The sequence below is a fragment of the Exiguobacterium sp. s75 genome (assembly GCF_018617145.1).
Lineage (GTDB): Bacteria > Bacillota > Bacilli > Exiguobacteriales > Exiguobacteriaceae > Exiguobacterium > Exiguobacterium profundum.
This window is the reverse complement of sequence record NZ_JACSJQ010000001.1, coordinates 1539827-1553275: the sequence shown is the minus strand read 5'-3', so window position 1 is coordinate 1553275 and position 13449 is coordinate 1539827. Positions and strand designations below refer to the sequence as shown.

Genomic DNA, 13449 nt, shown 5'->3' with positions numbered 1-13449 from the left:
ATTGCTTCGGATGAAAAATTGTGGTAATTTCATAACGTGCAGGTTATATAACGAATTTGTTATATGAAAGGTGGGGAGAAGATGTATGCCGTTGAAGAATTGAGCAAGGTGCTCAAGGTGCTTGGGGATCCGACCCGATTGACGATGTTGAAACAAATGGAGGCAGGCGAGCAGTGTGCGTGTAGTTTCGTCGACTGTTTCGATATCTCGCAACCGGCGATCAGCCGTCATTTGAAAATGTTACGTCAGGCGGGACTACTGTTAGAACGTCGAGACAAACAGTGGATTCATTACCGATTGAACGAGACGAGCCCCTTTTATCCGCTCGTCACCGATTTGTTAGCCAATCTAGAAACCGTCGAACCGAGCTGTGATTGTGAGCCGGATTGTGCGATGTAAGGAGAGAGACAATAGAGACTATAGGAGGAACTCATTGTGCAGTGGATTGCTAGTTTAATTTTTCTTGTGACGCTTTTCCTCATCATCAAGCAACCGAAAGGCCTCGGCATCGGTTACTCGGCGATGGGGATGGCCGTCATCGCCCTCGTTTCAGGTGTCGTCAATCTTGATGACGTCGGAACGGTGTGGGGCATCATTTGGAACGCGACGTTCACCTTCATCGCAATCATCATCATTTCGCTCATTTTAGACGAGATTGGATTTTTTGAATGGGCCGCCTTACATATGGCACGAATCGCCAAAGGTGGCGGCGTGAAGCTCTTCGTTTATATCACGTTACTCGGTGCCCTCGTCGCAGCATTGTTTGCGAACGACGGGGCAGCGCTCATCTTGACGCCCATCGTCTTAGCGATGGTCCGGGCTCTCAAACTGCCGGACGCGATCGTCTTGGCATACGTCATGGCATCCGGATTTATCGCCGATACGGCGAGTCTCCCGTTCATCGTCTCGAACCTCGTCAACATCGTTTCAGCCGACTTCTTTGATATCGGCTTCGCCGAGTACGCCGCGCGGATGGCATTTGTGAACGTGTTCGCGGTCGCGGGGAGTCTGCTCGTCTTGTATCTATATTTCAAGAAAGACATCCCGAAACGATATGATGCCTCACAGTTGGCTGAACCTTCGTCCGTCATTAAAGACCATACGATGTTCCGCTTATCGTGGGTCGTGCTCGCCTTGTTGGTGATCGGCTATTTCACGAGCGACTTGCTTGGGATTCCAGTCTCGCTCGTCGCCGGGGTGATCGCCTTGTTCTTCCTCGTGATGGCGAATCGCTCGTCAGCGGTACAGACGACTCAAGTCGTGAAAGGTGCACCGTGGGCCATCGTCTTCTTCTCGCTTGGGATGTATATCGTCGTCTACGGTTTACAAAACGCCGGACTCACTCAAGTACTGGCAAACTTTATCGACTGGTTCGCGGTGAACGCCTTCAGTGCCACGTTCGGGATGGGCTTTTTGGCCGCCATCTTGTCATCTGTCATGAACAATATGCCGACCGTCATGATTGATGCGCTCGCTATCGACTTGACGCATACGACCGGACAGATTCGGGAAGCGTTAATCTATGCGAACGTCATTGGTTCCGATCTCGGTCCAAAGATTACCCCGATTGGGTCGCTAGCGACGCTTCTATGGCTCCACGTCCTTCGTACGAAAGGGGTCAAAATCGGCTGGGGACAGTACTTTAAAGTCGGGATCATCTTGACGATTCCGACATTGGCTATCACGTTGCTCGGTCTATATATCAGCTTATTACTTTATTGAGGAGTGGATTATATATGAAACTAGTCATCATCGGTTCAGTCGCTGCCGGGACATCGGTCGCGGCGAAAGCACGTCGGAACAACGAAGACGCACAGATTACGATTTACGACCGGGACTACGACATCTCGTATTCGGGATGTGGGATTCCATACTACGTCGGTGGAGAGGTCGAGTCTCGTGACGACTTGACGCCACGTGACGCTGCCTTCTTCAAGAAGCGTTACAACATCGACGTCATGACACGTCACAATGTCACAGCCGTCGATAAAGACGCGAAGACGGTGACGGTCGAAAACTTAGAGACAGGTGACACGTTCACGGACGCCTATGACGTCCTGGTCCTCGCGACGGGTGCGTCAAGCATCATCCCACCGATTCCAGGGGTGAAGTCGGACAATGTCTTCCCGATTCGAAACATCCAACATGCCGAGGCGACACGCTCCTTCGTCGATTCGACAGACCCGAAACATGCGACGATCATCGGCGCCGGCTTCATCGGTCTAGAGATGGCGGAACAGTTGAAGCTTCGCGGTGTGGACGTGACCATCATCGAACGTGTACCACAAGTGATGCCGCCACTCGACAAGGACATGGCGTGTCGCGTCGAGGAGCACCTCGAGAAGAATGGAATCGAGCTCATGCTCGGAGAGACCGTGACAGAACTTGCCGGTGACGGACACGTCGAACGAGTCGTCACGGAGAGTGGGAAGACGATTGAGACCGACCTCGTCATCTTGTCTGTGGGAGTCCGTCCGAACGTCGAGCTCGCCATGCAGATGGGAGTCACACTAGGTGAAACGGGTGCGATTGTCGTCAATGAGCGGATGGAAACGAATATCCCAGACGTCTATGCGGCAGGAGACGTCGCGGAGAGCTTCTCAATCGTGACGGGCAAACCGATTTGGCGTCCGCTCGGTTCGACAGCGAACAAGATGGGGCGGACCGCTGGGGACGTCATCACGGGCGGTCATCTCGAGCATCGCGGCATCCTCGGCACGGGCATCTTCAAAGTGTTCGGACTTGCCGTCGCACAGACGGGGCTGGCCGAAAAAGAAGCACGCGAACTCGGATACGATATCGAGGTGCTTCATAATACGAAGCCGGACAAGCCTGCCTATATGGGTGGAAAAGATATGACGATCAAAGCGGTCGCGGACCGTGCGACACGTCAACTGCTCGGCGTCCAAATCGTCGGATTCGAAGGAGTCGACAAACGAATCGACGTCTTCGTCACGGTCATCACGCTCAAGGCGAAAGTCGACGACTTGTTCCACCTCGACCTCGCCTACGCACCACCGTTCTCGACGACGAAAGACCCGGTCATGTATACGGGGATGGTGCTTTCGAACAGTATCGACAAGGCGGCTCGACTCATCACACCGGCCGAGCTTCAGACGCGAATCGATGCCGGGGAAGACATGCAAATCATCGATACGCGGAAAGCAGCACAGTTCGAGAAGGCGTGTGTCGATTGTGCGGTCAACGTCCCACTCGGTAACCTTCGGGAAGTGGCGAAAGACATGGACAAGGACAAACCGACCGTCGTCTACTGTAACGGTGGGGTGACGGGGAACGCGGCCCAGAACGTGCTGCGTAACCTCGGATTCACCGACGTGTACAACTTGTCAGGTGGAAATAAGAACTATCAGTTGTTCAAAAAATACGGGAACTAAGCAAGACGACGTCCTTTGCGGGCGTCGTTTTTGATATGCTGGAAATGAGGTGAAGTGAATGAAGTATAAGATGTTACATGAGAAGTTTGAGCGACGGAAGCAGTGGCTCATTTTTGACAAAGAAGAAGTCGTCCGTCGTGTCATGGTGCGCTACAAGGCAAAGATTATCCCGAAGACGGACATCATGGACTTGGTGAACGACGATCAACTGTCGTATGAACATATCTTTTGTTGCTTAACGATTGATGACCCAAGAATGCTCGAGAAAATCTTCACGGCGAAAGAGCGACAAGACCATCAGTGGGAGATTGATGACAATGCGAGACGCGGGATGAGATACAAGTACAAAGATGAGGCACATCGACTTTACAACCAGTTGATTATCGATGAACAGGAAGGTCGCCGACTCGACATCGTCTTCGAGAGCAAGGATGGGAAGTATGTGACCGGTTTTTTGACAAGAGACATGTCAGAGCAAGTCGCCTCTTATATTTTTGCACATGTCGGAGGCGCCAAGTTCACAGGTCTAGTCCCACGTTCCCTCTTACCGGCGGACTTAACAGATGAAGAAATCAAGATGAGCTATCTTCACTACTTGGAGTCGCTCGAAGAATGGAATAAACTTTGACGGATCCTGTGATGATGAGTGGGACCCGTCTTTTTAGTTCATATTTCTTAGACAGGTTTTGACACTCCCACGATTAAAACCGTGGGATTCTGAAGTGCTTGTGCGAGCGCAGGCCATTTCTGTTTTGCTCAAGCCTTCAGATGAGGGTGTGCCATCACCCCTCCTGAGACAGATCATATAGATTCTCAGGCTGGTGGACTGTTACCATCCACCACAGGTCGTTGCAGGTGTGTCCATCTGATGTTTTAGCGTCTTTTGCATGACGACAGGCATCGTTTTACCGGTCATATGTTTTCATGACCGAACCGTATACGATTTTCAAGGGGCGATGGACACAGGCGTTTTAGAGACTTGTTCTTGTCTATGGGATAAGTATACCCGAACGTCGGATGTTTTCACATCCGAACTCACTCTCATCCTATGCCTAAAGGCGTGCTATGCCCGATATGGGCTTTCCCGTTTGTAAAATCTGTAAAGAAAATGATGCCAATTGACCCTTTTCTAAATTAACGTTGCTTCACTCAAGGAAACCGTTTACAATTTTTGTGTAAGCGTTTTCTCAAAATGGTGCTACAAGGAGGGACCCTCATGGTCAAAAAGCAGTGGAAACCCGTATGGGCAGTTGTGCTAACGTTTGCACTAATTCTGTCAATGTTTCCGATGCCGACGTCCGCTTTAGATAAAGGGAAGTCGACACTTGTCGTCGTCCATTATCAAGAGGCGCCGGATAACGAAAAGGATTGGAACTTATGGCTTTGGGCGAACGGCCCAGATTACTTCCCGAACAAAGGCTTCACATTCAACGGGGAGGATGCATTCGGAAAGGTGGCGGCTTACGAATTTCCGGTCGACTCACCTGAAAAAATCGGTCTCATCGTCCGCACGGACAACTGGGACAAAGATAAGGGGTCTGAAAATGACCGCTTCATCACGAGCGACATGATTCAAGATGGCGTCGCCGAAGTGTGGATCAAGTCGGGCGACCCGACCATCTATACGTCAAACCCGGACGGAGAGACGGCTTCGACGGAAATCGATATGAAAGTTCATTATTTCCGTTACGACAATACATATACGGACTGGGGTCTTTGGGCTTGGCCAGACGGTGGGGACGGACAGAGCATCGTATTCGATGGGGCTGATGATTTCGGTGCCGTCGCGAACGTGAAACTCGCCAACCCAGAATCGAAGAGACTCATGGGCTTGATCACGAAAAAAGGAGAATGGACGGAGAAGGATGGGGAAGACCGATTCGTTCTCGGGACTGCAAAAGAGATTTGGCTCGTTGAAGGAGATTCGACAATCTACTATTCAGAGCCTCAAATCGATCGCTCTCCGAAGCTCGTCTCGTTCTCGGCGGACACGTTCCGTCAAGCGACACTCACGACGAACCGTGTCATCACGGATGCGTTCATCGATGAATTGAGCGTGGACGGGGCAACGGTGGAATCGATTGAAAAGGCTAGCGACAAGTCGGTGACGATTCAATTCAAGTCAGACATCGACTTAGCGAAAGTCATCAAAGCCTCGCACCCGGAGTTTGGAGAACAGACGCTCCAAGCCGGCAAGGTGCTTCGTTCAAAAGAATTCGATGCAAAATATGCATATGACGGTAAACTCGGTGTCACGTACCAAAAGTCGAAAACGAAATTTGTTCTCTGGGCTCCGACGGCTCAACAAGTCGAGCTCGAACTATGGAACATGCCGACGAACCGACCAACAAATGATAAAGATTTGAAGAAAGTGATTCAAATGAAACGCGGTGAACGCGGCACGTGGGTGGCAGAAGTGCGGGGTGACCTAGACGGCATCGGCTATACGTACCAAGTGACCCATGCGACAGGGAAGGTCCGTGCGGTCGATCCGTATGCGACGGCTGTCGGCGTGAACGGTGACCAAGGTGTCATCGTCGATTTGAAAGAGACAGATCCAAAACGTTGGAATTCAATGAAACCGAAGTTGAAACAATCGACAGACGCAATCATCTATGAGACGCATGTCCGTGATTTCTCGATCTTCGATGTGAAGACGGACAAATACGACTCAGGCATTCAAAACAAAGGGAAGTACCTCGGTGTCATCGAACCAGGAACGCGTCTTCTCGTTGATGGAAAGAAAACAGCAACGAAGACGGGACTCGACCATGTCAAAGACCTCGGCGTGACACACGTTCAGTTCATTCCGGTCTATGACTTCAACACGGCATCGGTCGATGAAACGAATCCGATGGCGACGTACAACTGGGGATACGATCCGAAAAACTACAATGCACCAGAAGGGTCGTATTCAACGAATCCTTACGATGCGAAAGTACGTATCATGGAAATGAAACAGATGATTCAAGGGTTACATGACAACAATTTACGTGCCGTCATGGACGTCGTATACAACCATATGTTCGATGCGCAGGCGTCGAATTTGCACAAAATCGTACCGGGTTACTACTACCGTTACACAGCAGGTGGTGACTTCGCCAACGGTACAGGTGTCGGAAACGATACCGCTTCTGAACGGGCGATGATGCAAAAACTGATCGTCGACTCTGTCGTCTATTGGGCAAAAGAGTATCATTGGGACGGATTCCGTTTCGACTTGATGGGAATCCATGACGTCGACACAATGAATAAAGTTCGTTCGGAGTTGAATCGAGTCGACAAGTCGATTCTCGTCTTCGGAGAAGGATGGGACCTCAGTACGCCGCTCGATGCTGAATTAAAAGCAAATCAAAAGAACGCCTACGACATGCCGGGTATCGCCCACTTCAATGACAACATCCGTGACGGCTTGAAAGGTAGCGTCTTCTTCGATGAGGACAAAGGATTCGTCAACGGAAAAGAAGGCATGGAAAATCGCGTGAAGACGGGAATCGTCGGTGAGATCGCGTATAGCGACACGATTAAAGGATTCACGAAAGAACCGACGCAAGCCATCACGTACGTTGAGGCCCACGACAATCACACGTTATGGGACAAGCTGGAGTTGACGAACCCGATCGCATCTGAAGTGAACAAGACGAAGATGCACCGACTCGCTTCAAGCATCATTTTGACGAGCCAAGGGACGACATTCCTTCACGCCGGACAAGAGTTCATGCGTACGAAGGAAGGCGACCACAACTCGTACAAATCACCGGACTCGATCAACCAGCTCGATTGGAAACGGGCAGCCGACCGCAAGGCGGACGTCCAATACATGAAAGGCTTGATTGAAATGCGTAAAGCCAATCCAGGTCTTCGGATGACTAAAGCGAGCGATGTGAAACGATTCTTGACGTTCCACAAAGCGGAAGCGAACGTCATCACGTACACGATTGACGAAGATGCACCGGGTCAAAAGAACGACTTGTTCATCACGCATAACGCCAACCCGACGAATGTCCAAGTCACCCTTCCAAAAGGGAACTGGAACGTGATTGTCGATGGCGACCGTGCCGGAACGAAGACAATCAAGCGTGCGACTGGAAAAGTAAGCGTGCCTGCATACAAGACGTTCGTCCTCGAACGGAACTAATCATTGACCCCACTTAGAAACGAGTGGGGTTTTCTAATGGCACAGTGATGGGTAATTGGTGATTAATGCTTTATCAAAATTAAGCGAGAATACTCCCACTTCTAAACGTTAAGGACAGAGCTTACGTGAAAGTGGGATATGAATCGCCAACCTCTCCTTCGGGTAAAATATCTTCAAAGGGGGTGAACGTCACATGGTGAAGCACAAGGGCTATAAATTCCGGATCTATCCGACGAAGGAACAGGAGGTCCTGATCACCAAGACGATCGGCTGTTCGCGGTTCGTGTTCAACCATTTCCTGTCGAAATGGGACGCGGCCCATGAAGCGACCGGCAAGGGACTGTCGTATGATGCCTGCTCGAAAGCACTTCCCATGCTCAAACAAGAATTCAGTTGGTTGACGGAAGTGGACAGCACGGCCGTCCAGAACAGTGTCAAACACCTGGCCGACGCGTATAAGAAGTTCTTCAAGAAAAAGGGGAATCATCCCCGTTTCAAGTCGAAGCGAAACCCCGTCCAATCCTATACGGCGAACATCCAAGGCAATTCCCAGCTCCCCGAGGTCTCGATCGTCGGAAATCGACTCAAACTCCCGAAGCTGAAATGGCTGCGTTTCGCCAAATCGAGACAGGTCGAGGGTCGCATCCTGAGCGCCACGATCCGACGCACAGCTTCGGGCAAATACTTCGTCTCCCTTCTCGTAGAGCATGAGATCAGTGAGCTGCCGAAAACCGGCTCATCGGTCGGCGTCGACGTCGGGCTGAAGAACTTCGCCATCCTATCAAACGGAACCGTATACCAAAACGACCGTTATTTCCGTACGCTCGAGAAGAAACTGGCCCGCGAGCAACGCAAGTTGTCCCGTCGTCAGCGCATCGCCCTGAACAAGAAGGTGAGACTCTCCGAGGCGAAGAACTACCAGAAGCAGAAGCGGAAGGTCGCCCGCATCCACGAGAAGATCGCCAACAGACGCACCGACTTCCTGCAGAAGGTGTCGACCGAAATCGTCAAAAACCACGACGTCATCGGCATCGAGACCCTGCAGGTGAAGGACATGCAGCAGAACCGCAAGTTGAGCAAGTCGATCTCCGAAGTGAGCTGGTCGGAGTTCCATCGCATGCTCAAGTACAAGGCCGGTTGGTACGGGAAGACCGTCGTGAAGGTCGGGAAGACCTTCGCCTCGAGCCAATTGTGTTCGAGTTGCGGCCATCAACACAAAGACGTGAAACATCTTGAACTACGTGAATGGACGTGTCCGAATTGCGGAGTCCATCATGATCGCGATATTAACGCAGGTATGAATTTGAAATTAGAAGCTGAACGAATCTTAGCTTCTTCAACCGTCGGGACGACGGGGTTAGCCTGATCAGGTTTCTCTCGATAGAGAGGATAACTCAGGAATCTCCCACCTCTAAGCAACGCGTAGGTGGGAGTAGTTCAAAAACTAGTCATTTTGTATGAACAAGAGAATTTACGCTTGAAACTTCCATCTCTTTCGAAAGGAGAGATGGTATGACGATTTTCAAAAAGTGGATTCATCGCGTCAATGGTGACGTCACGGATATCTTGTCAACTGGACCGATTCCCCCGTTCCATGTGGATTCGCTCCTGATTGAACAGTATTCGGATACCATTTACGTACTCGATACAAATGGTCAACTAATCGATTCGAACGAAAAGATGGGACTGCTGTTCGATGACTGCGCATGATCTCCAGCCGATGCGGAAGAGTTTGCGCCGTATCACGAACAGGCGTTAACCCGAGAAACGGTTCATCCTGACGATTGAGAGCGGTTGACTCGAGCAATTCAGACGTCACGTTCATCATTCGTTTTGCATCCGGTACAGACTTTCCTGTCCGCTTGCGTCGAATGACCGAAGTGACGAATGTGTTATATCAATATGCCGCCGAATACGAATCAAGTCCGACCATCGAGGCTCAATTGACCGCCCTTGAGAAGGAAGTGAGCGGAGACGAAGAAGTCACCGACTATATCGAACTCGTTCATCAACCAGAGGGGTTCTAAGTACCCGACGTGTCGCGTGTGAGAATAGATAGTTGAAACAGGGGTCTCCTTTTCTCTAAGATGGAAAAAGAGAGAATCGAGTGAGGAGATTTTAGATATGAATCTGTATGAACAAGCGAGCGACTGGATGCGGCAATGGCATGACGACCCGTCCGAACGTCTCCGACAAATCAAAGATGAAATTGAGCGCACGGGCACTTATTCGTTGACGACGGAAGAGTTGTGTGAAGGTGCCAAGGTGGCGTGGCGGAATTCGAATCGTTGCATCGGCCGCTTGTTTTGGCAGACACTCCATGTGATCGATGCACGGGACGCTGATACGTTTGAGGCTGTCTACGACCATCTTGTCAACCATCTTCGGTTCGCTACGAACGGTGGAAAAATCCGTTCGACGATGACGGTTCTCCCGAACGAGTTCAAACTATTGAACACACAGTTGATTCGGTACGCGGGATATGAGACGCCGGACGGAATCATCGGAGACCCGATGTCCGTCACGATGACGAAGCGCGCGAAAGAGCTCGGATGGGTCGGAGCCGGTACGCCGTTTGATATCCTCCCGCTCATGATCACGGACGGACGAGACGTCCGCTTGTTTGAGTTGCCGAACGAGGCCGTACTTGAGGTGGACATTCAGCACGAGGATGTGGACCTGTTTGACGGACGGACCATCAAATGGCACGCGGTCCCGGCGATTGCGGATATGGAGCTTGAAATCGGAGGGCTTCGGTTTACGTCGGTCCCGTTTAACGGTTGGTATATGGAGACGGAAATCGGGGCACGGAACTTGGCCGATACGGACCGTTATGATTTGTTGCCGCTCGTCGGACGGTCACTCGGGCTCGATACGACGAAAGAGCGGTCGCTTTGGCGCGACCGGGCACTCGTCGAATTGAACATCGCCGTCCTGCAATCGTTCGAGCGGGAAGGTGTGACCATTGTCGACCACCATACGGCCGCCAAACAGTTCAAGCGGTTCGAAAAAAACGAACGGGACGCGGGGCGTGACGTCACCGGGCAATGGAGTTGGCTCATCCCGCCGCTCTCTCCTGCGACGACGCACGTTTTTCACGAGCATTACGACAATCAGATCAAAACACCGAACTTGTTCGCTCGAAGTGGATGTCCGTTCTCAGGGTTTCGTCAGCTGGTAAAAGAGGAATTGAAAGGCTAGAACCGAGAGAAAGGATGATTGCTGTGGCAGTCCCACTTTGGAAACGAGCCGTCGCTGGTCAAATCGACCAACTCGTCTTTCAGACACCGACGAAATTGATTGAAAAGGCCGTCCGTCAAAAGATTTGGCCAGACAAAGAAGTGAAACGGTATTACTTACCGACCGTTGTGACGATGGCCGGAGAAGTCTATTGTATGTTGTATCGAAACGGTCAGACGATAGGAGACCGTGTCGTCGGAATTAAGGTCGTGAGTGCGGATGGACGCCCGCTTTCATTGGAGCAAGTCATCAAGCGGACACTCTATAAAGACGTCGTCTACCCGGCGACGCTTGGGATTCCGCTCATCCGTGCACTCCAACAGATGAAGTCGAATAAAGACCTCGAGTTGCCGCACGACGAGTTCGCCCATACAAAATTGATCTCGACCAAATGAAGAAGAGCAGGGCGACCGCGTGTCGCTCTGTTTTTTCGTTCCGTTCGGTCGAGTAGGAATAGGGGCGGGAAATAAGGTATAATGTGATTGGACAAAAATGAACGACTATTGGAGGCTTTTTAGTTATGACAAAAATCGCATGGATTACCGACAGTATGGCTAACTTCTCTCAAGAAGAGGCAGCCCGTCTCGGTGTCGATATCGTTCCGATTCAATTGATTGTGGACGGGAACGGCTATAGTGAAACGAAACTCTCGCTTGAAGACTTACATCGGTATATGATTGACCAAAAGAAACAAGCGAAGACGTCACAACCGATCTTCGGAGACTTCATCGCCCGCTACGAACGCTTGAAAGAAGAGGGATATGATTGTGCCATCGCCGTCCATTGCTCGAACGGATTGAGCAGTACGGCAAAAAACTCGAAAGCAGCGGCAGAAGCGGCTGACTTTACCGTGTATACCATCGACTCGCATGCCGCACTCGAGGCGCAGCAAGAACTCGTCCGAATCGGAAAGGCCGCTGAAGCTGAAGGCAAGTCAGTGGAGGAAATCGTCGCCCTTATCGAAGCATGGCGCGATAAGAAGAACTTCTTCATGATCATCGGAAACATGGAGACGATGCGCCGTGGCGGTCGCGTTTCTTCCGGTGAGATGTTCCTTGCGAACATCTTGAACATCAAGCCGATCATCACCGTTGATGAGACGGGGAAAGTCATCCCGTTCAAAAAGGCCCGTTCACTGAAGAAGGCTTATGCGGAGATGGTCGGTGAACTCGAACGTCGTCACGCGGAAAACGGTGTGAAGGACAATCGGGTGTTCGTTCAGACGGCACTTGCACCGAACATGCAAGATGACCTCGTCGCACTCATCGAGTCGAAACTGCCAGGTCTCGAAGTCGTACGGACTCGATTCTGTCCTTCGATTGCGGTACATGCCGGATTCGAGACGGTTGGTGTCTTGTGGCTCAACGCTTAATCAAGTAGGAGGAATGTAAGATGGAAGCAATGACAACCTTGACTGGATTGAATGAACGGATTGCGAGCACGGAACAGCTGCTCGTCTACGTGTCACATCCGGGATGCAGTGTCTGTCATGCGCTGAAACCTCAAATCGAAGAGATGCTCAAAGAGTTCCCTGAAATCGAGGCGGTCGCGGTGGATTCGGACGAGGTGCCGGAAGTCGCAGGCGCCTTCTCCATCTTCACCGTTCCGGTCGTCCTCTTTTTCATCAACGGGAAAGAAATGCTTCGCCGGGCACGATTCGTGCCAATCGGCGAACTGACGCATCAACTCGAACGCATGCAAGAAATGAGACGAGCATGAACAGAAGGCTGGGACATAACTGGCCGATTTTAAAGATTTGTGATAAAAACAGGGGACCGGTCACCGATTCTCGGTGGCAGGACCCCTCTTTTTAGTCCGAAACGCGTGCGCGAAACCATAAAAATGACAAGAGGCCTCCGTGAGCGACTTGTTCGCTCACGGAGGCCTCTTTCTTATGAATCTACTGGGTTATGTCCAGCCTCTTTCTTATTCTGCTGCTTGTGGGACGAGGTAAATCAAACCGAACGGGTTATGCAATAAGTTGTCGATGGTCGTCCGCTCGTCTTCTCCCATCTCGACCGTGAAGGCACGCCCGTCCTCGAAGGCGAAATGGTCGCCGTCGCCGAACATCGCGCCACCGGAGATGAGGTGGAAGTTGAACGAATGGATCACGTGGATGGCATCTTCAATGTCGAGGGTCATCGGTACGGCCACGTCCGCATGACCGAACGCTTTCATTCCCCATGACATATAGGCGTTCTCTTCTTCTGTGATGGCCGTGAGGAGCGAGTAGTCGAGTGCGAGATCTTCTTCTTTTGACTCTTGCCACTCGTCTTTCGAGTAAGCGACACCTGCCGATTCGACCATGACCCCGAGTCCACCTGCGTTCAAGACGGCGTTGGCGGCACGACGCGCCGCGGCGACGTCTGTCAAATCGTTGACGTCGACAATCAAGTAGACGACATGCGTGTGACGGGCGATTCCTTTCGCCACTTTCGGGGTGAATCCGCCAGAACTCGCGTGAATCATCGCCTCGGCGAGGGCTGGGTCACGTTCCACGACTTCAACGGTGAACGCCTTGCCTGTCTCATCTTCGAGCAACAACAGACCGGCCATCGTGTAGCCTTCGCTATGTAAACTGATTTGTTCGCTGACACCTTCTGCGGAAGACCAGTTTCCGGGAATGGCGAGCATAACTTGTGTACGATTCATGTATATCATCCTTTTCTGCAAAAG

Annotated in this window: 13 protein-coding genes; 12 read left to right on the top strand and 1 reads right to left on the bottom strand. The window is 51.3% G+C overall.

All coding sequences use genetic code 11. From position 1 onward, the window contains the following. The first annotated feature begins 81 nt into the window (after positions 1 to 81). The 12 genes from KNO68_RS08035 (at position 82) to KNO68_RS07980 (ending at position 12492) form a co-directional block, all read left to right on the top strand. A complete protein-coding gene (locus tag KNO68_RS08035; protein WP_047794990.1) occupies positions 82 to 399 on the top strand; it encodes an ArsR/SmtB family transcription factor in 318 nt (105 codons plus the stop codon). A gap of 36 nt (positions 400 to 435) precedes the next feature. Beyond that, the gene (locus KNO68_RS08030; protein WP_215112304.1) at positions 436 to 1722 is read left to right on the top strand and encodes an arsenic transporter; all 1287 of its coding nucleotides are present in this window, start codon (positions 436 to 438) and stop codon (positions 1720 to 1722) included. Between the two features lie 14 nt (positions 1723 to 1736). Beyond that, positions 1737 to 3395 (top strand): FAD-dependent oxidoreductase, encoded by a 1659-nt coding sequence (locus KNO68_RS08025; protein WP_215112303.1) that lies wholly within the window; start codon positions 1737 to 1739, stop codon positions 3393 to 3395. A 58-nt stretch (positions 3396 to 3453) separates the two neighbouring features. Then, positions 3454 to 4023 carry a hypothetical protein gene (locus tag KNO68_RS08020; RefSeq protein ID WP_214687315.1) on the top strand — a complete coding sequence of 190 codons (570 nt, stop codon included), beginning with the start codon at positions 3454 to 3456 and terminating at the stop codon, positions 4021 to 4023. A 588-nt stretch (positions 4024 to 4611) separates the two neighbouring features. Beyond that, positions 4612 to 7533 (top strand): type I pullulanase, encoded by a 2922-nt coding sequence (gene pulA, locus KNO68_RS08015; protein WP_214733881.1) that lies wholly within the window; start codon positions 4612 to 4614, stop codon positions 7531 to 7533. A gap of 193 nt (positions 7534 to 7726) precedes the next feature. Further along, a complete protein-coding gene (tnpB, locus tag KNO68_RS08010; RefSeq protein WP_215112302.1) occupies positions 7727 to 8899 on the top strand; it encodes an IS200/IS605 family element RNA-guided endonuclease TnpB in 1173 nt (390 codons plus the stop codon). Between the two features lie 146 nt (positions 8900 to 9045). Continuing rightward, complete coding sequence (locus KNO68_RS08005; RefSeq protein WP_078147424.1) at positions 9046 to 9243, top strand: hypothetical protein; 198 nt, start codon at positions 9046 to 9048, stop codon at positions 9241 to 9243. A 74-nt stretch (positions 9244 to 9317) separates the two neighbouring features. Next, positions 9318 to 9560: a hypothetical protein gene (locus tag KNO68_RS08000; protein WP_078147423.1), complete on the top strand. Its 243-nt coding sequence runs from the start codon at positions 9318 to 9320 to the stop codon at positions 9558 to 9560. A gap of 97 nt (positions 9561 to 9657) precedes the next feature. After that, positions 9658 to 10734 (top strand): nitric oxide synthase oxygenase, encoded by a 1077-nt coding sequence (locus KNO68_RS07995; protein WP_215112301.1) that lies wholly within the window; start codon positions 9658 to 9660, stop codon positions 10732 to 10734. A gap of 14 nt (positions 10735 to 10748) precedes the next feature. Then, positions 10749 to 11168: an RDD family protein gene (locus tag KNO68_RS07990; protein ID WP_215112300.1), complete on the top strand. Its 420-nt coding sequence runs from the start codon at positions 10749 to 10751 to the stop codon at positions 11166 to 11168. 125 nt (positions 11169 to 11293) lie between these two features. Further along, complete coding sequence (locus KNO68_RS07985; protein ID WP_214733877.1) at positions 11294 to 12145, top strand: DegV family protein; 852 nt, start codon at positions 11294 to 11296, stop codon at positions 12143 to 12145. A 20-nt stretch (positions 12146 to 12165) separates the two neighbouring features. Continuing rightward, positions 12166 to 12492 carry a thioredoxin family protein gene (locus KNO68_RS07980; RefSeq protein ID WP_214733876.1) on the top strand — a complete coding sequence of 109 codons (327 nt, stop codon included), beginning with the start codon at positions 12166 to 12168 and terminating at the stop codon, positions 12490 to 12492. Between the two features lie 207 nt (positions 12493 to 12699). Here the strand turns inward: KNO68_RS07980 and KNO68_RS07975 are convergent, their stop codons facing one another. Continuing rightward, on the bottom strand, positions 12700 to 13425 hold the full coding sequence (locus tag KNO68_RS07975) for a hypothetical protein (protein WP_031422677.1): 726 nt from the start codon (positions 13423 to 13425) through the stop codon (positions 12700 to 12702). Between the last annotated feature and the right edge of the window lie 24 nt (positions 13426 to 13449).